The organism is Micromonospora maris AB-18-032, from assembly GCF_000204155.1.
GTDB classification, from domain to species: domain Bacteria; phylum Actinomycetota; class Actinomycetes; order Mycobacteriales; family Micromonosporaceae; genus Micromonospora; species Micromonospora gifhornensis.
Genome location: NC_015434.1, coordinates 5765759 through 5783735, shown reverse-complemented (window position 1 = coordinate 5783735; position 17977 = coordinate 5765759). Strand labels below are relative to the sequence as shown.

Genomic DNA, 17977 nt, shown 5'->3' with positions numbered 1-17977 from the left:
ACGATTTCGGTCGACATTCAGTGCGTGGGTTGAAGCAGAGCAAAGGGCATGGGTAGGGAGATGCGCGGGCGGCGCAAAGCGGCGCGGGTAGAGCAAGGGCGCGGGCAAGAAGGCGCGCGGGCGGAGCAGGGCGCAGGGCAGGCGGCGGGGCAGGGCAGGCGGCGGGGCAGGGAAGTGCGGCGAGGCGGGGTTGAAGCAGCAGGCAGAACAGCCGGGTGACGCTGAACCGTGTGGGGTCAGGCGGCGCGGAGTAGGGCGGCGGCTCGTTCGGGGGCGATGTCGTTGATGAAGACGCCCATCGCCGACTCCGACCCGGCCAGATATTTCAGTTTGTCCGCCGCTCGTCGGATGCTGAACAGCTGCAGGTGCAGGTGGCCCAGTTCGCGGTCGACGCGTACCGGTGCCTGGTGCCAGGCGGCGATGTACGGCATCGGGGTGTCGAACAGTCCGTCGAAGCGGCGCAGCAGGTCCAGGTAGAGCGGGCCGAAGGCGTCCCGTTCGGCTTCGGTCAGCGCCGGGATGTCCGGCACCGGGCGGTGCGGCGCGACGTGCACCTCGAACGGCCACCGGGCGGCCGCCGGCACGTACGCCGTCCAGTGGTCGTTGGTTGCCACCACCCGCTCGCCGGCGGCGCGTTCGGCGGCGAGTACGTCGGCGTAGAGGTTGCGCCCGCCCGTGCGTTCGGCGTGGCGGCGGGCCGCGGCCAACAGTGCGCGGGTACGCGGCGGAAGGAACGGGTAGGCGTAGATTTGCCCGTGCGGGTGGTGCAGGGTCACCCCGATCTCCACGCCCCGGTTCTCGAAGCAGAAGACCTGCTCGACCTCGGGCAGTTCACCGAGCACCGCCGTACGGTCGGCGAGCGCGTCGAGCACGGTGCGTACCCGGCGTGGTGGCAGGCCGGCGAAGGAGGCGTGATGGTCGGCGGTGAAGCAGACCACCTCGCAGCGGCCCCGACCGGGCCGGACCGCGGTGAGCGGGGTGATCTCGGCCGGTTCGTCGACCACCCGTTGGCTGAACGCCGGGAACCGGTTCTCGAAGACCGCGACCGCGTAGTCGGGCGCCGGGATCTCGCTGAGCCGCTGCTCGGTGGACGGGCAGAGCGGGCACTGGTCGGCCGGCGGGAGGAAGGTGCGCGTCTGCCGGTGTACGGCCAGCGCCACCCACTCGTCGGTGAGCGGGTCGTAGCGCAGCTGCGAGGCGGGCGGGGGAGGCGGCAGGTCGCGGCGGTCCGGCTGGTCCCGGACGACGTCGTCCCGCTCGTCGAAGTAGATCAGCTCGCGGCCGTCGGCCAGGCGGATCGCGGTACGCCGCATCGCGCTGGCCGGTAACTGATCAACCATCGGAAGACGGGCTCCTCATCAGAACGACTGCAGGCGCGGCTCGATCCAGCCGGTCTCGGTCAGGTGATGCAGCACCTGCTGCACCGCCTCGTCCACGTCGAGGTCGCTGGTGTCGATCACCAGGTCGGCGTCGGTGGGCTCCTCGTACGGGTCGTCGATGCCTGTCATCCCGGTGAGCAGGCCGGCCCGCGCCCGCGCGTAGAGACCCTTGCGGTCGCGCCGCTCGCAGACCTCCAACGGCGTGGCGACGTGCACCAGCACGAACCCGGCGCCCGCCGCCACCGCCATCTCCCGGGCGGTCGCCCGGGCCTGGGCGTACGGGGCGATCGGGCAGCAGATGCCGATGCCCCGATGCCGGGCGATCTCGGCGGCCACCCAGCCGATCCGGCGTACGTTGGTGTCCCGGTCGGCCTTGCTGAAGCCCAGCCCCGCGGTCAGTTCGCGGCGCACCACGTCGCCGTCGAGCAGGGTGATCGTCCGTTCGCCCTGCTCACGCAGCGCATCGGCGAGACCACGGGCGATTGTCGACTTGCCCGAACCGGAGAGCCCGGTGAGGAACACCACCAGGCCCCGGTGCCGTCGGGGCGGCCGGGCCCGGCTCAGTTCCTTCGCCACCGCCGGGGGAGTGTGCCACTCGGGCAGCGGGAACCCCCGGTCGAGCAGGTCCTCGATCTCGTTGTAAGTGAGCGGGAGGCGTCGGTTGCGCGGCGGAATGTCCTCGCGCCAGCGCCACTGGCCGTCCCGGTTGTCGTAGGCCAGCTCGCGCGGCACCAGCACCCGCAGCCCGCCCCCGGAGAGCATCTCGCTTGTGGAGAGCAGGTGGGTGACGCCGTACGCGGCGGAGACCCGGGCCCGCAGCAGGGCGTCGCCGATCTCGTCGCGCCGTCGGGCCAGCGGCACCGCCACCACCGTCGCCGGCGGCATCCGGTCCCGGGCGGCGAAGACGCAGCGCACCAGCGCCTCCGGCGGCAGCCCGCCGGTGCCGTCCTCACCGACCGGAATCATGATCAGCAGGTGGGCGCTGAGCGTCCGCACGGCGTGCGCGATCTGGGCCAGCTGCGGCCGGTGCAACGGTCGGTCGGCGACGACACCGAGCACCCGCCCCGGTGGCAGCAGCGCGCGGATCTCCTCGGGGGTACGGCGCAGCCGCTGGAACGGCCCGTGCCCGCCGTCACCGAGCCGGCGTACCCTGCCGCCGACCCCGGCCACCCCGTCGCGTACCTGCCAGGTGTCGGTGACCTCCAGGGCCGCCACCGGCGCGCCCTCGCCGTCGGTGAGCACCAGCGTGCGTCGGTTCGGATCGGCCAGGTCGAATTCGCGCAGCAGGGCGGTGGGCACCTGAAGGGTCACCGCGACCGGCCACGGCGTGCCGTCGACGAGGCGCCCCCGGCGGCTGACCGAGACCAGGTCGGCCCGGGTCAGGAAGCCGGTCAACGGCGCGTACGCACCGGTGAGCAGCAACTCCAGATCCGCGAGCTCGCCGGGACGCGGCGTGTATGCCGGTGCGTCCCGCAGTATCTCGTCGGGCAGCACCCACCCGTTGCTCATCAGACCCCCAACTCCGGCGACCGGCACACAGTTTTGCAGCCGCCCGCCAATCGGTCGAGGGCAGCACTGCCACCGGCCCGATCGGGGCCACCGCCCGCCGTTACGACAGCGGTACCGCTTGCGGGCGGGCCAGGCCCAGCCGGTCCCGTGCGGAACCGGTCAACCGTCGCCACAGACCGGGCCGGGGCGCCGGTGGTGCGGCAGGAGTCTTCTTCTTCCGCTTGTCGACCACCACCGGCCGGGCGCCGTCGGCGGCGCAGGTGATCTCCAGCGGCAGCTTCGCGTCGATGGTCCAGCCGAAACCGGCGACCCGGGCCTTGAGGATCCACTCGCCCCGGGTACGCCCCTCGTTGAGGGCGCCGAAGTCGACAGTGGCCGCCCCCCGGTAGCGCACCTGAAGCTCACCTGCGGTCCCGGGGACCCGGTCCACCTCGTGGTGCACCGGGAGGAAGAACTCGTCGTGGGTGGTGGCGTGCTGCGCGATGACGTCGAGGCGGGCCGCGCTCAGGTCGTCGGTGCAGTCGAGCCACTCGTCGGGTACGTCGTCGACCGGCACCACCAGCCGATCCCGGCCGTCGGTGTGCGTGAACGCAACCGGTTCGTCGGCGTTGCGGAGCTGGCTGTTGAGCAGCAGCGTCAGGGTCAGGCCGGTCAGCTCGTACGCCTTCAGCCGGGTCCGGGCGCGCACGCCCGCGTCCCACTCGGCCAACCGGACCAGATCCTCGACCCGGCCCTGCGCGGCCAGGCCGGCGACGGTGCGCTCGACGCTCCGCAGCCCGCCCGCCACCTCCGGGGCGAACCGCTCCTGAATGATCTTCTGCACCTCTGCGGCGACCTGGTCGACCCAGTCCCGGGGCGCGTTGCCCAGCCCGGTGCCGCGCAGTCGGCGGACCATCTCGCTGCGCAGCCAGCGCCGGTGCATCGTGTCGCGCAGCGGCCCCGGCTCGGTGTGCGCGTCGACGATGTCCAGCACCTCACGCAAGCTGTCGTAGTAACCGGAAGGCTCCATCCGGGTGGCGGTCAGGTTGCCGCCGTCCGGTCGCCGCGCGTGGTGGTAGCAGGTGTAGTCGGACAGCACACTTGTGCGCCGGGAGAGCAGGTAGGCGCGCGCGACCAGGTGATGGTCCTCCAGACGCTTGCGGGGTTCCTCGGGAAAACGCAGGTCGTGCGCCAGCAGGAACGCACGGCGGAACATCTTGTGGCAGGTGAGGCTCTCCATCAGCGGGGAGTCGTCCAGCCGGGCGTCGGGGCGGTTGACCCGGAACAGCTCGCGGGGCACCGACCGGCCGTGTCCGGTCATCTTGCCGATGGCGATGTCGGCGCCGTTGGCGACCGCGTAGCCGTGCAGCCGCGCCAGGGCCTCGTCGGCGAGCCAGTCGTCGTCGTCGACGAACTGGACGTACTCGCCGCGGGCCCGGTCCAGACCCAGGTTGCGGGGGCGCGACGGCCAGCCGGAGTGTTCGCAGCGAAGCACCGTGACGTGCGGGTGGGCGGCGGCCAGCTCCGCCAGCCGGACGGGCGTGTCGTCGGTCGAGCCGTCGTCGACGAAGACCACCTCGAAGTCCGTCGCCGGCATCGACTGGCCCAGCAGCGAATCGATCAGCTGCTGGAGGTGCTCGCCCGAGTTGTACGTCGGGACCACCACACTTACCTTGAGCTCGCCGGTCGTCATGGCTGACCACTACCCATCGTGCTGTCGAAAGAGCGAATGGTGGGCTCCAGTGTGTACCAGTAAATCGATCTTTCCAGGTCGGGGTACGTGCACCGGAATCCATGAAATCCTCAGCTGCACGACGACCCCGACTGGTCCCTAGGGGGAGTCACCGGAAGCAGGATCAGGGAAAACCGGGGCGCGTGCCGGACAGACCGCGTTGTCGTTCGTCTCTAGGCTGTCGTCGTGACACTGATCGCAACCGAGTCGTTGACCAAGGTCTACGGCGGTGGGGTGACCGCGCTGTCCGAACTGACAGTGACGGTCGAGCCGGGAATCGTCGGCCTGGTCGGCGCCAACGGCGCCGGCAAATCAACCCTGATCAAGCTCCTGCTGGGCCTGCTCACCCCGACCCGTGGCCGGGTACGGGTGCTGGGTATGGACCCGACCACCGACCCGGCGGGAGTCCGCGCCCGGGTCGGCTACATGCCGGAGCACGACTGCCTGCCACCTGACCTGTCCGCCGCCGAACTGGTCACCCATCTCGGGCAGATCAGCGGCCTACCACGTACCGCCGCCCGGGAACGGGCCTCCGAGGCGCTGCGGCACGTCGGGCTGCACGAGGAACGCCATCGTCCGGTGGGTGGCTACTCCACCGGCATGAAACAGCGAGTCAAGCTCGCCCAGGCTCTCGTGCACGACCCCGACCTGCTGCTGCTCGACGAACCCACAAACGGCCTCGACCCGGCCGGCCGGGACGCCATGCTGGCCCTGGTGCACCGGATCGGCACCGAGTTCGGCATCTCCGTACTTGTCTGCTCCCACCTGCTCGGCGAGGTCGAGCGGATCTGCGACACCCTGGTCGCCATCGACGGCGGGCGGCTGCTGCGTGCCGACCACATCGCCGCGATGACCTCGACCACCGACGTGCTCGCCGTCGAGGTCAGCGAGGGCACCGAGACGCTGGCCACCCGGCTGGCCGCGCTCGACCTGCCGGTGAGCCGGGAGGGACGACTGCTGCTCGTCCCGCTCGCCGACCAGCAGACGTACGACCTCATCATCGGCGCGGTCGCCGACCTGGACCTGCCGCTGCACCGGCTCGACCAGCGCCGGCACCGGGTGGCCGAGCTCTTCGCCCGCAGGGAGGGCAGTCATGTCTGAACCGACGGGTGTCATCCACGACATCGGCTACCAGCGCTACACCGGCCTGCGGCTGGGCCGCCGCGCGGTCTTCGGTGCGCTCTACGTGCACGGCGTACGGACCGCCTTCGGGTTGGGTCGCAGCGCCAAGGCCAAGATCTTCCCCTGGCTGGTGGTCGGCATCGTCCTGATGGTGGCCGGCGCGGTGACCGCGATCGGCAGCCAGATCGGCGAAACCCTCATGACGTACGCCCAGTTCGCCGACTCGATGAGCTGGCTGGTCATCTTCTTCGTCGCGGTGGCCGCGCCGGAACTGGTCTCCCGGGATCTGCGCAGCGGTGTGCTGCCGCTGTACTTCTCCCGGCCGTTGCCGACCGCCGACTACCCGATGGCCAAGCTGCTCGCGCTGGCCACCGCGCTCTGGATGCTGCTCGGCGCACCGCAGCTGGTGATGTTCCTCGGCGCCGCGTTCACCGGCAACGACATGGGCGCGGTCTGGGACGAGTTGCTGGACCTGGTGCCCGGTCTGCTCTACGCCGGGTTGTGGGCGGTGGTCTTCGCCTCGGTGGGGCTGCTGATCGCCTCGCTGACCGGCAAGCGGGCCTTCGCCGCCGGCGGCATCGTCGCCGTCTTCCTGATGACCACGCCGATCGTCGGCGTCCTGTCGATCCTGCCCGCGCAGGCCGCGAACCAGCTCGCCGGCATCGCCTCGCCGTCCACGCTCGTCCAGGGTGTCGGCATCTGGACGATGCGCGACCAAGTGATCACCGACCCGGACGCCCTCGGTCCCGACCTCGGTGCCTTCGGCCCGGTGTACGCCCTGGTCGCCGCCCTGCTCGTCGCGGCCTGCGTCGCCCTGCTGCTGGCCCGCTACCGGAAGGTGGCCGCCCGATGACCACGACCAGTAGTCCCGCCCCGACCACCACCAGCACCCTCGACCTCGCCGGGGTCTCCCGCTGGTACGGCAACGTGGTCGCGGTCAACGACGTGAGCATGAGCCTCGGGCCGGGCGTCACCGGTCTACTCGGCCCCAACGGTGCCGGCAAGACCACGCTGCTGCACATGATGGCCGGCTTCCTCGCCCCCTCGCGGGGGCAGGTCACCCTCGACGGTCAACCCACCTGGCGCAACCCGGAGGTCTACCGACGGCTGGGGTTGGTCAGCGAACGGGAGGCGGTGCACAGCTTCCTCACCGCGTACGAGTTCGTGCTGGCCACCGCCAAGCTGCACAAGCTGCCCGACCCGCAGGCGGCGGCCCGCCGGGCGATCGCCATGGTCGAGTTGGAGGGCGCGCAGGACCGCCGGATCGGCACCTACTCCAAGGGCATGCGGCAGCGGGCCCGGGTGGCCGCGTCGCTGGTGCACGACCCGCAGGTGCTGCTGCTGGACGAGCCGTTCAACGGCATGGACCCGCGCCAGCGCCTGCACATGATGGAGTTGCTGCACTCGCTCGGCGACGCCGGCCGCACCATCCTGTTCAGCTCGCACATCCTGGAGGAGGTCGAGCAGGTCTCCGGCACCGTGCAGGTGATGGTCGCCGGGCGGCTCGCCGCCTCCGGTGACTTCCGCACCATCCGCCGGCTGATGACCAACCGGCCGCACGTGTTCGCCATCCGCTCCACCGACGACCGGGCGCTGGCCGTCGCGCTGATGGCCGAGCCGTCGGTGACCGGTGTCGAGTTGGGCCGCGACGGCCTGACCGTACGGGCCGGCGACTACGGTGCCTTCACCCGCGTACTGCCGAAGGTCGCCCTGGCCCGGGGCGTACGGGTGCGGCAACTGCTGCCCGAGGACGAGTCCCTGGAGAGCGTCTTCTCCTACCTGGTGGAGGCCTGATGTCCACTGTCTGCTGGATCACCGCGCGCGGGCTGTTCGGGCGTCGCCGGTTCCTTCTGCTGCTGCCGCTGCCCATGTTGCTTGTGGTGCTGGCCGTGCTGTCCCGTGGCCTCGGGGTGGCCCCGTCCGCCTGGGGGCCGCCGGTGCTCGTCGGCCTCGGGTTGGCCGTCGTGCTCCCGGTGGTCGCGTTGATCGTCGGCACCGGGGTGCTCGGAGCCGAGATCGACGACGGCACGGTGGTGCACGTGCTCACCACACCGCTGCCACGCTGGCAGATCGTGCTGCCGAAGCTGGCGGTGGCGGTCGGGGCCACCGCTGCGGCCGTGGCGCTGCCGCTGTTCGCCGCCGGCCTGCTGGCCGACTCGGTACGCCTCGGACTGGCGCTGGCCGTCGCCGCCTCGATCGGTGCGCTGGCCTACTCGGCCCTGTTCGTGGCGGCCAGCCTGCTCACCCGGCGGCCGGTCCTGCTCGGCCTGGTCTACGTGCTGATCTGGGAAGGGCTGCTCAGCAACGTGGTCACCGGCACCCGGGTGCTCTCCATCCAGCACTACGTGATCGCGTTGGCGGACCGGCTCGCCCCGACGAACCTGCTCGACACGACGGTCTCCGTACCGGTGGCGGCGGTGATGACGGCGCTGGTGAGCGTCGCCTTCACCCTGCTGGCCGTCAACCGCCTCCGCTCCTTCTCGGTAGCCGGCGAAACCAGCTGACGTGCAAGGAAGGGCACCTTATTAACGCCTGAGGTAGAGGAAGGGCCCCCTGTTAACACGAGCCGATCTGCTGTGATCGACAACTGTTAACAAGGGGCCCTTCCTATGCACGAGGCGTTAATAAGGTGCCCTTCCTTACACCCCGCCCCCTAGAAGGCGCAGGCGATGACGAGTTCGGGGGTGCGGTCGGGGAGCAGGTCGAGCTTGCCGATGTGCCCGGCCGCCCGCAGGTCGTCGACGATCAGCGTGAGCTGGTCGAGCAGGGCGGCCGGGCCGAGCGCCTCGGCCAGCGGCACCTCCGCCTTCATGGACAGCTTCCGCTCGGACTTGGCCCGCCGCACCTGCCCGAGCGCGTCGGAGGCCAGCCGCAGCAACGCCGGATCTCCCTCGCCCTGGATCGTCCGGCTCACCTCGTACGTGGTGGGCCACGGTGACCGGTGCACCGAGCCGTACCGCCACCAGGACCAGACCTCCTCGGTCGCGTACGGCAGGAACGGGGCGAACAGTCGCAACTGCACCGACAACGCGGTGGCCAACGCGGCCCGGGCCGAATCCGCTCCCGCGCCGGTGCCGTAGGCGCGTTCCTTCACCAACTCGATGTAGTCGTCGCAGAACCGCCAGAAGAACGACTCGGTGGCCTGCAACGCCGCCGTGTGGTCGTACGCCTCGAAGGCCGTCGTCGCGGTCGTCACCGCCTCGGCCAGCCCGGCGAGCATGGCCCGGTCCAACGGCTCGGTCGCCGCAGCGCGCAGCGCGTCGGCGGCGCCGAGCCCGAGCGCGAACCGCGACGCGTTGAGCAGCTTGGTGGCCAGCCGCCGACCGACCTTGATCTGCGCCGGGTCGAAGGCCAGGTCGACACCGGGACGCCCGGTGGACGCCCAGTACCGCACCGCGTCGGCGCCGTGCTGCTCCAGCAACCCCATCGGGGTGACCACGTTCCCCTTGGACTTGGACATCTTCTTGCGGTCCGGGTCCAGGATCCAGCCGGACAACTCGGCGGTCCGCCACGGCAGCACGCCGTGTTCCAGGTGGGCCCGCACGACCGTGGCGAACAACCAGGTGCGGATGATCTCCTGCCCCTGGGGGCGCAGGTCCATCGGGAAGACCCGGCCGAACAGGTCCGGGTCGGTCTCCCAACCGGCAGCGATCTGCGGGCTCAGCGACGAGGTGGCCCAGGTGTCCAGCACGTCCGGGTCGCCGACGAAGCCGCCGGGCATCCCGCGCTGGGACTCGTCGTAGCCGGCGGGCACGTCGTCGGACGGATCGATCGGCAGCGAATCCTCGTCGGGCGTGAGAGGCTGGGACCAGTCCGGCTCGCCAGTGTCGTCGAGCCGGTACCACACCGGCACCGGCACGCCGAAGAAGCGTTGCCGGCTGACCAGCCAGTCACCGGTCAGGCCACCCACCCAGTGCTCGTAGCGGTGCCGCATGTGCTCCGGCACCCAGCGCAGCTCGCGCCCCCGGGCGAGCAATGCCTCCCGCAGGGCGGTGTCGCGGCCACCGTTGCGCAGATACCACTGCCGGGTCGAAACGATCTCCAGCGGCCGGTCGCCCCGCTCGTAGAACTTCACCGGATGGGTGATCGGGCGCGGCTCGCCCACCAGGTCACCCGCGTCGGCCAGCACCTGCACGATGCTCCGCCGGGCCGCGTTGACGCCCTGCCCGGCCAGCGCCGCGTACGGTTGCGCGGGCACCCCGGCCGGCGGCTCCGGCAGCAGCCGGCCGTCGCGCCCGATCACCACCCGGGTCTCCAGGCCCAGATCCCGCCACCAGGTCACGTCGGTCAGGTCGCCGAACGTGCAGACCATCGCGATGCCGGTGCCCTTGGCCGGCTCCGCCAGCGGGTGCGCGCGCACCGGCACCTCCACGTCGAAGACGGGCGTACGCACAGTGCCGCCGACCAGGTCGGCGTACCGCTCGTCGTCGGGGTGGCAGACCAGCGCCACGCAGGCCGGCAGCAACTCCGGACGGGTGGTGTCGATCAGCACCTCCCGCCCGCCGGGAGCGTGGAACCGCAACCGGTGGTACGCGCCGGGTCGCTCGCGATCCTCCAACTCGGCCTGCGCGACGGCGGTGGCGAAACCGACGTCCCACAGCGTCGGCGCCTCCGACTGGTACGCCTCACCCCGGGCCAGGTTGCGCAGGAACGCCCGCTGCGAGGCGGCCCGAGCCACCGGACCGATGGTGGTGTACGCCAGCGACCAGTCCACCGACAGGCCGAGCCGACGCCACAGCGCCTCGAAGACCTGTTCGTCGGCGACGGTCAACCGCTCGCACAGCTCGATGAAGTTGCGTCGGGAGATCGGAGTCGGGTTCTTGCGGGCCGCATCGTCCACCGGCGCGTCCGGTGCCCGCCAGTCCGGGTCGTACGGCAGCGACGGGTCGCAGCTCACCCCGTAGACGTTCTGCACCCGACGTTCGGTGGGCAGCCCGTTGTCGTCCCAGCCGATCGGGTAGAAGACCGTCCGGCCGCGCATTCGCTGGAACCGGGCGATCAGGTCGGTGTGGGTGTACGAGAAGACGTGCCCCATGTGCAGCTCGCCCGATACGGTCGGCGGCGGGGTGTCGATCGCGTATACGTCCGAGCTACGGCCATCCGGGCTCGGCGAGTCTGACGCCTCGCCGCGACCCCGGACAGCCGCCTTCGAGCGGTCGAACGCGTACGTGCCCTCCTCCTGCCAGCGGCGCGACCAGGTCTCCTCGAGGCCGTCCAAACTCGGACGCTCGGGGACGCCGGTACGGGCCGTCCTCGCCGTATCAGTCATCCGTCGATGGTAGGCAGCGTCGCGCCGCCGGGCATCGAATTACCTAGAGCAGCGAGTCGATCCACTGGCGGTGCAGGTCGGCGTACCGGCCACCGTCGGCGATCAGGTCGGCCGGTGGACCGTCCTCGACGATCCGGCCGTCGTCGAGGACCAGCACCCGGTCGGCGATCTCCACGGTGGAGAGCCGGTGCGCGATCACCACCGCGGTCCGGTCGCGCAGGATCGTGCCGAGCGCCCGCTGCACCAGCCGCTCGGTGGGGATGTCCAGCGACGAGGTGGCCTCGTCGAGGATCAGCACCGCCGGGTCGGCCAGGAACGCCCGGGCGAAGGCGACAAGTTGCCGCTGCCCGGCGGAGAGCCGCCCGCCGCGGCGCTGCACCTCGGTGGCGTACCCGTCGGGTAGTGCCGCGATGAAGTCGTGCGCGCCGATCGCCCGCGCGGCCGCCTCGACCGCCGCATCGTCGGCGTCCGGGCGACCGAAGCGGATGTTCTCCGCCACGCTGCCACCGAACAGGTGCGTCTCCTGGGTCACCAGCACCACGGCCCGACGCAACTCCGCGTCGGCCACCTGGCGCAGGTCCACCCCGTCCAGGCTGACGGTGCCGGCTGCCGGGTCGTGGAACCGGGCGAGCAGTTTGGCAAGCGTCGACTTGCCGGCCCCGGTCGGCCCGATCAGCGCCACGGTCTGCCCGGCGGGGATGGTGAGGTCCAGCCCGGTCAGGATCGGCGCGTCCGACCGGTACCCGAACGAGACGCCACGGAAGGTGACCGCACCCCGGTCGGGTCCCCGGGGCAGCGGCACCGGGCGTTGCGGCTCGGCCACCTCGGGCCGTTCGTCGAGCAACCCGGCGAGCTTCTCCAGGGCGGCGGTGGCCGACTGCAGCGCGTTGTAGAACTGGCTCAGCTCCTGCATCGGCTCGAAGAACCGGCGCAGATAGAGCAGGAACGCCGCGAGCACCCCGACGCCGGTGTCGCCGCCGAGCACCCGGGCACCGCCGTAGCAGAGCACCACCGCCACGGTAACGTTGCCGATCAGCTTGATCCCCGGCGAGTACGTGGCGATCAGGCGGAAGGCGTGCCGGCTGGAGCGCCGGTAATCGTCGTTGACGGTGGCGAAGATGTCCTGGTTGCGGCCCTCCCGGCGGTACGCCTGCACGGCCCGGATGCCCCGCATCGACTCCACGAAGTGGACGATGACCAGGGCCATCGCCTCCCGGGTGCGGCGGTAGGCGGCGGCGGACGCCCGGGCGAACCAGCGGGACAGCCAGAACAGCAGCGGGAAGGCGAGCAGGGTGACTGCGGCCAGCGGCAGGTCCAGCCAGAGCAGGATGCCGGCCACCGACACGATCGTCAGGGCTGCCATCACCAGGCTCTCCACACCACCGTCGACGAGCTCGGCGATGGAGTCGATGTCGCTGGTCAGCCGCGAGATCATCCGACCCGAGGTGTACCGCTCGTGGAAGGCCACCGGCAGGCGCAGGAAGTGCCCGTACACCCGCTGGCGCAGATCGAGCAGGACGGCCTGGCCGATCCGGGCGGAGAGGGTGAGGAAGGCGCGTCGGGCGGCGTACTCGATGCCGGTCGCGGCGGCGAACGCCACCGCGACGGCCACCAGTGGGCCCGCGTCGCCGTCGCGCAACGGGTCGATCGCCCGGTCGATGCCGAGCATGACCAGGTACGGCCCGGACATCGCTGCGGCGTTCTGGGTCAGCAGCAGCGCCACCGCACCGCCCAGCCGGGCGCGGTGCGGGCGCAACACGTCGGCCAGCAGCGCACGACTGCGGACCCGTAGCCGGGCCACCGCCTCGGGGTCGGTGTCCTCGGCGAGACTGCGGTCGGCGTGCGGATCGGCGGCGAGCCCGCGCCAGCGCGCCGGGTCCGTCTCGCGGCGACCCGAGCGCTGCCCCGGCACCCGGCGGTTGCGACCGCTCGGCTCGCCGGCTGTCACGAGCGCACCAGCGGGGTGCCGTCCGGTGCCGTTCCGACAGTGGACGACGGCGCGCCGGCTGTGGACGACGGCGTGCCGGTCGGTTCGGCGGAGAGCAGCGCGCGGTACGCCGGCACCTCGGCCAGCAGGTCGGTGTGCCGGCCGACGGCGGTGATCCGGCCGTCCTCCAGCAGCGCGACGCGGTCGGCCAGCGCGATGGTGGACGGTCGGTGCACCACCAGCAGCGCCGTCATGTCCCGCAGCACCCGCTTGAGCGCCGACTCCACGAGCGCCTCGGTGTGCACGTCCAACGCGGAGAGCGGATCGTCGAGGACCAGCACCGTGGGCCGGACCAGCACCGCGCGGGCCAGCGCCAGGCGCTGCCGTTGCCCACCGGACAGCGACAGCCCCTGCTCACCGAGCCGGGTGTCCAGGCCCCACGGCAGGTCGTACGCGAACTCCGCCTGCGCCAACGCGAGAGCGGCCCGGACCTCGTCGGTACCGGCGTCGGGGCGACCCAGGGTGAGGTTCTCCCACACCGACATGGAGAACAGCGTCGGTTCCTCGAAAGCCACCGCGACCAGCCGGCGCAGCGAGGCCAACCGCAGGTCGCGCAGGTCGTGGCCGTCGAGGGTGATCCGCCCTGTCTCGACCTCGTGCAAGCGGGGCACCAGGGACAGCAGGGTGCTCTTGCCGCTGCCGGTCGCGCCGACCAGGGCGAGCGTCTCACCGGGCTCGACGGTCAGGTCGATGCCGCGCAGCACCGGTGCGGCGGTGCCCGGATAGCGGAAGGTGACCGCCTCGAAGCGGAGCCGACCGCGCACCGCCGACCGGGCCAATGTGACCGCATCGGGCGCGTCGACGATGGCCGGCGCGGTGTCCAGCACCTCCTGGATCCGGTCTGCGGCGGTGGCCGCCTCCTGGCCGTTGGCGATGATCCAACCCAGCGACTGCACCGGCCAGATCAGCATCAACTGGAGGCTGACGAAGGCGACGAGTTGGCCGATGGTGAGCCGGGCGTCGGCGACCGCGGCGGCACCGGCCACCAGCACGATGCCGAGGGTCAGGTTCGGCACCAGGTCCAGCAGTGCGGCGGTACGACCGAGCAGCCTGCCCTTGCCGACCCCGGTGTCGTGCAACGCCCGGGTGCTGGCCACGAACCGGGCGGTCAGTTGCGGCCCCCGCCCGTACGCCTTCATGGTGCGCAGGCCCTGCGCGGTCTCCTCGACCTGGGTGGCGACGTCGCCCTGCTGGTCCTGCATGCGACGGGACGCGGCGTGGTAGTGCCGGCCGAAGCGGCGGGCGATCACGAACAGCGGCACCGCGCTGGCCGCCACCAGCAGGCCCAGCACCGGATGCAGCCGGACCAGCAGCACCACCACGACCAGGTAGGTGGTCAGGTTCAGGACGAGGAAGAGCAGTCCGAAGGAGAGGAACCGGCGCAGCACCGACAGGTCGCTGGTGATTCGGGAGAGCAGCTGACCGGAGGGCCACCGGTCGTGGAAGCTGGCCGGCAACCGTTGCAGGTGGGCGTAGATGTCGTCGCGGATGGTCGCCTCCATCGCCACCGAGGACGACGACTGCACCCACCGACGGATGAAGATCAACAGGGCCTCGATCAGGCCGAGCGTCAACGCGAGCCCGGCAAGCTGGAACAGCCCGCGCAGGTCCCGGTCGGCCACCGGCCCGTCGACCACCCGCTGAGCCACCAGCGGCACCGCGATGCCCGCCCCGGTCGAGGCGAACCCGGCCAGCAGCAGGACGCTGAACTCCACGGCATGCGGGCGCAGATAGCGCCGCAGCCGCCACAGATTCCCGAGTGGATGTCTCCTGACCTCGGCCCGTCCGGCCGGGCCGTCGCCGCTCCCCGCAGCCACTACCCGACGGTAGCGGTAAATGAGGACGGCATTACTGTCGGCTTGTTGTCACCGATGTTGCCCTTTCGTCGACCGGCCTGACCAGCTACGGCCCCATTTGCGGCATGGGTATCAGTCGATGCGTGTGCCCGCCGATGCGTTTGCCCGTGGGTGGTGCCGGCGCGTCAGCGTGCCTCAGCCCGGCCGCCTGTCAGCTTCGTCGCTCGTGCGTGAGCAGCCACTCCTTCACCGGCAGCCCCCAGCGGTAGCCGCCCAGCGTGCCGTCGGTGCGCAGCACCCGGTGGCAGGGGACGAAGAGAGCGGCGGCGTTACGGGCACAGGCCGAGGCGGCGGCGCGTACCGCGGCGGGGCGACCGGCCAGTGCGGCGTAGTCGGTGTAGGTGACCGGCTGGCCCGCCTTCACCTCGCGCAGCACCTGCCAGGCGTGTGACAGGAAGACTCCGTCGCTGTGCTGCTGGACCGGTACGTCGTCGATCGCGGTCAGGTCACCACCGAGGTACGCCTCGACGGCCGCGGTGACGGGACCGAGGTCGCGTCGCTGGCGAGGCTCACCGCGCAGGCCAGGGTGCATCACCGCGAGCACAGCCGCCGGATCGGCGGTGAACCCGGCGGCCCGGACCGCGCCGTCCGGGCCGGCGAGGATCGTGAACGGACCGACGGGCGTGTCGACGGTGGCGCTGTCGATGATCGCGCCGCTGTTCCGCAAGGTCGTATCCACACTGCTCTCCAAGGTCGAATTCACACTGCTCTCCGAGGTTTTCGAGCCCCACGCAGGCTCTCCGAGGTTTCGGGCTCACGCGGCTTCTGGGGTCTTGGGTTCACGCGGCTCGCCGACGTTCGGTTCATGCGGCCGTCCGAGGTCGAATTCATGCGGCCCGCCAGAGTCGGACGACGGCGTACGAGCGCCACGGCCGCCAGCGGGTCGCGTACTCATCAAGGGCCGCAGGGGAGTCGGGCAACCCGAGGGCGGCGGCGCCCCGGCGCACGGCGAGATCGGTGGGCATGAACACGTCCGGGTCGCCGAGCGCCCGCATCGCGATGTAACCGCCGGTCCACGGCCCCACCCCCGGCACCCGCGCCAACCGCCGCGCCACCTCCCCCCGCTCCCCACCCACCTCCAGATCAAGCTCACCCGCCACCACCGCCCGAGCCACCGCCCGAATCGCCTCCCGCCGCCCCGCCGGCATCCGAAACCCCTCATCCGGCACACGCAACACCTCCTCCGCCGCCGGAAAACCCCCCACCCGAACCCCCTCCTCCCCGACGGAAACCCCCTCCGCCCCGTTGATCAAGAGGTTTGCGTCTTCCCGAGCGCCATCCCCGACGCAAACCTCTTGATCAACACTTTTCAGGGCGGGGGTGTAGAGGGTGGTGAGGAGGTGGGTGAGGGTGGTGCGGGCGGAGGTGAGGGAGACCTGTTGGGTGGTGATGGCGCGGACGGCCATCTCGAAGCCGTCGACGGCGTGGGGGACGCGTACCCCGGGTTCGGCGGCCACGGCGGCGGCCAGGGCAGGATCAGCGCTGAGGGTCTGGTCGACGGCGACCGGATCCGCGTCGAGGTCGAGCAGGTGCCGGCAGCGGGCCACGGCCGGCGCCAGGTCACGCAGATCGGTCAGCCGCAGGGTGGCCGCGACATGCCCGTCCGCCGGGGTCAGCGCCACCGCGCCGGTGCCGTGCGGCAACCGCAACCCCCGGCGGTACGTCCCGTCCCGGACCTCGTCGATGCCCGGCAGGGTACGCAGCGCCAGAAATTCCAGCAGCGCGGGAGCGTGCAACGGTGGGCGGTACGCCAACCGCAAGGTGATCGTGCCCGACCCGCCGAGCGCCGTACGCCGGCCGGCCCGAAGCTGCGACGGAGGTACCCCGTACACCTCGCGGATCGTGTCGTTGAACTGCCGGACGCTGCCGAACCCGGCGGCGAAGGCGATCTCGGCCAGACCCAGCTCAGTGCTCTCGATCAAGGTACGGGCGGTCTGCGCGCGCTGCGCGCGGGCCAGCGCCAACGGACCGGCACCAAGCTCGGCCCGGAGCATCCGGTGCAGGTGCCGTTCGGTGTACCCGAGCCGGGCGGCCAACCCGGGAACCCCGTCCCGATCCACCACCCCATCGGCGATCAACCGCATCGCCCGGCCCACCACGTCCGCGCGGACGTCCCACTCCGGTGAGCCGGGGGAGACGTCCGGTCGACACCGTCGACAGGCCCGCAACCCGGCACCCTGAGCAGCCGCCGCCGAGGGAAAGAACCGGACATTGTGCCGCTTCGGTGTCACGGCCGGACAGGACGGCCGGCAGTAGATCCCGGTAGACGTCACGCCCGTGTAGAACCACCCGTCGAACCGCTGGTCGCGGCTGTCCACCGCCCGATAACACCGCTCAAAGTCCAGCTCCACACCCCCGATCATGCGCCCCACCCCCACCCCCCGACTGGCGGCTTTCAGACCCCACCCTGCCTCCGCCCGCGCCCCGCCGCCCCGCCCCGCCCCCGCCCCGCCCCGCGTCGCCCCGCTTCGCACCCGCCTAGCGCCGTCGATCATGCAGTTACCGTCGGGACAAAGGGTGTGTAAGGGGACGAGTCAGCGACCAAAAGTGCAAGATCGACGGGATGGGGTGGGGGTGGGGTGTGGGGTGGGGCGGGGAAGTGTCGGTTGTGGTGGGTAGCGTGCCGCCAGCAACTGAAGAAGGGGCGGGCGATGGCGAGCGTGGTGGGTCGGGCGGCGGAGCCGAGGCAGGGGCAGGTGCCGCTGGACGAGTCCGTGGTCCAACGCTTCTACGAGCGGATGCGCGCGGTCGCGCCGGCGGCGGTCGGCGCCATCGAGCGGGATCGTGCCGACGACCCGGCGCGGACCTTCGCCGACACGGCCTGCGGGCGACTGCTGCGTTCGCTCGACGACGACGGCGTACGGGCGCTCGGCATGTGGGTGCACCACTGGTGCATGCGCTTCTACGACGACGACACCCGGGCGGCACTGCGGCTGCTCCGGGAGATCGCCGGCCGCCCGCAGCTCGGCTGGACGGCCGACGAGGTCCATTGGATGCTCAACGAGTCCCACCAGGCCAACTCGGTAGCCGCCGCGCGGCTCACCCTCCCGTTGGCCGCCGCTGCCGAGCTGGCCCCCGGCACCCTGCGGGTCGACGCCCTGATACCCCGCCAGACCAGCCCGACCCCGCACGGCTGACCTGTCG

At 71.6% G+C, this 17977-nt stretch carries 13 protein-coding genes; 5 read left to right on the top strand and 8 right to left on the bottom strand.

The window, feature by feature from the left end; genetic code table 11:
• Positions 1-236: 236 nt before the first annotated feature.
• From galT to VAB18032_RS25515, 3 genes are all read right to left on the bottom strand, one after another.
• On the bottom strand, positions 237-1313 hold the full coding sequence (gene galT / locus VAB18032_RS25525) for a galactose-1-phosphate uridylyltransferase (protein ID WP_043721901.1): 1077 nt from the start codon (positions 1311-1313) through the stop codon (positions 237-239).
• A 45-nt stretch (positions 1314-1358) separates the two neighbouring features.
• The gene (gene cysC / locus VAB18032_RS25520; protein ID WP_013735820.1) at positions 1359-2888 is read right to left on the bottom strand and encodes an adenylyl-sulfate kinase; all 1530 of its coding nucleotides are present in this window, start codon (positions 2886-2888) and stop codon (positions 1359-1361) included.
• Positions 2889-2988: 100 nt separating this feature from the next.
• On the bottom strand, positions 2989-4560 hold the full coding sequence (locus VAB18032_RS25515) for a glycosyltransferase family 2 protein (protein WP_013735819.1): 1572 nt from the start codon (positions 4558-4560) through the stop codon (positions 2989-2991).
• Positions 4561-4785: 225 nt separating this feature from the next.
• On the opposite strand from VAB18032_RS25515, the gene VAB18032_RS25510 reads away from it, so the two are divergent.
• Genes VAB18032_RS25510 through VAB18032_RS25495 form a run of 4 tightly spaced genes read left to right on the top strand, consistent with a single transcriptional unit; the run spans position 4786 to position 8225 of the window.
• Positions 4786-5700: an ABC transporter ATP-binding protein gene (locus VAB18032_RS25510; RefSeq protein WP_013735818.1), complete on the top strand. Its 915-nt coding sequence runs from the start codon at positions 4786-4788 to the stop codon at positions 5698-5700.
• On the top strand, positions 5693-6574 hold the full coding sequence (locus VAB18032_RS25505; protein WP_013735817.1) for an ABC transporter permease: 882 nt from the start codon (positions 5693-5695) through the stop codon (positions 6572-6574). The genes VAB18032_RS25510 and VAB18032_RS25505 overlap by 8 nt, the downstream gene beginning before the upstream one ends.
• Positions 6571-7515: an ABC transporter ATP-binding protein gene (locus tag VAB18032_RS25500; protein WP_013735816.1), complete on the top strand. Its 945-nt coding sequence runs from the start codon at positions 6571-6573 to the stop codon at positions 7513-7515. Before VAB18032_RS25505 ends, VAB18032_RS25500 begins: the two co-directional genes overlap by 4 nt.
• Positions 7515-8225 (top strand): ABC transporter permease subunit, encoded by a 711-nt coding sequence (locus VAB18032_RS25495; protein WP_013735815.1) that lies wholly within the window; start codon positions 7515-7517, stop codon positions 8223-8225. The genes VAB18032_RS25500 and VAB18032_RS25495 overlap by 1 nt, the downstream gene beginning before the upstream one ends.
• 149 nt (positions 8226-8374) lie before the next feature.
• Here VAB18032_RS25495 and valS read toward each other — a convergent pair whose 3' ends face one another.
• From valS to VAB18032_RS25470, 5 genes are all read right to left on the bottom strand, one after another.
• The gene (valS, locus tag VAB18032_RS25490) at positions 8375-10990 is read right to left on the bottom strand and encodes a valine--tRNA ligase (RefSeq protein WP_043721896.1); all 2616 of its coding nucleotides are present in this window, start codon (positions 10988-10990) and stop codon (positions 8375-8377) included.
• Between the two features lie 43 nt (positions 10991-11033).
• The gene (locus tag VAB18032_RS25485; protein WP_050814796.1) at positions 11034-12902 is read right to left on the bottom strand and encodes an ABC transporter ATP-binding protein; all 1869 of its coding nucleotides are present in this window, start codon (positions 12900-12902) and stop codon (positions 11034-11036) included.
• Positions 12903-12934: 32 nt separating this feature from the next.
• Positions 12935-14794, bottom strand: coding sequence for an ABC transporter ATP-binding protein (locus VAB18032_RS25480; protein WP_050814654.1), 1860 nt, complete (start codon positions 14792-14794; stop codon positions 12935-12937).
• Positions 14795-14984: 190 nt separating this feature from the next.
• Positions 14985-15482, bottom strand: coding sequence for a methylated-DNA--[protein]-cysteine S-methyltransferase (locus tag VAB18032_RS25475; RefSeq protein WP_043725752.1), 498 nt, complete (start codon positions 15480-15482; stop codon positions 14985-14987).
• A gap of 178 nt (positions 15483-15660) precedes the next feature.
• A complete protein-coding gene (locus VAB18032_RS25470) occupies positions 15661-17184 on the bottom strand; it encodes a DNA-3-methyladenine glycosylase 2 family protein (protein WP_043725747.1) in 1524 nt (507 codons plus the stop codon).
• Between the two features lie 300 nt (positions 17185-17484).
• Here VAB18032_RS25470 and VAB18032_RS25465 point away from each other — a divergent pair, with 300 nt between their 5' ends.
• Positions 17485-17970 (top strand): hypothetical protein, encoded by a 486-nt coding sequence (locus VAB18032_RS25465; protein ID WP_013735809.1) that lies wholly within the window; start codon positions 17485-17487, stop codon positions 17968-17970.
• The last annotated feature ends 7 nt before the right edge of the window (positions 17971-17977 follow it).

Excerpts from the sequence above, each read along its gene's own strand:
- valS (WP_043721896.1), bottom strand. The coding sequence starts at position 10,990 with ATGACTGATACGGCGAGGACGGCCCGTACCGGCGTCCCCGAGCGTCCG.
- VAB18032_RS25495 (WP_013735815.1), top strand. The coding sequence starts at position 7,515 with ATGTCCACTGTCTGCTGGATCACCGCGCGCGGGCTGTTCGGGCGTCGC.
- galT (WP_043721901.1), bottom strand. The coding sequence starts at position 1,313 with ATGCGGCGTACCGCGATCCGCCTGGCCGACGGCCGCGAGCTGATCTAC.
- VAB18032_RS25505 (WP_013735817.1), top strand. The coding sequence starts at position 5,693 with ATGTCTGAACCGACGGGTGTCATCCACGACATCGGCTACCAGCGCTAC.
- VAB18032_RS25515 (WP_013735819.1), bottom strand. The coding sequence starts at position 4,560 with ATGACGACCGGCGAGCTCAAGGTAAGTGTGGTGGTCCCGACGTACAAC.
- VAB18032_RS25500 (WP_013735816.1), top strand. The coding sequence starts at position 6,571 with ATGACCACGACCAGTAGTCCCGCCCCGACCACCACCAGCACCCTCGAC.
- VAB18032_RS25465 (WP_013735809.1), top strand. The coding sequence starts at position 17,485 with ATGGCGAGCGTGGTGGGTCGGGCGGCGGAGCCGAGGCAGGGGCAGGTG.
- cysC (WP_013735820.1), bottom strand. The coding sequence starts at position 2,888 with ATGAGCAACGGGTGGGTGCTGCCCGACGAGATACTGCGGGACGCACCG.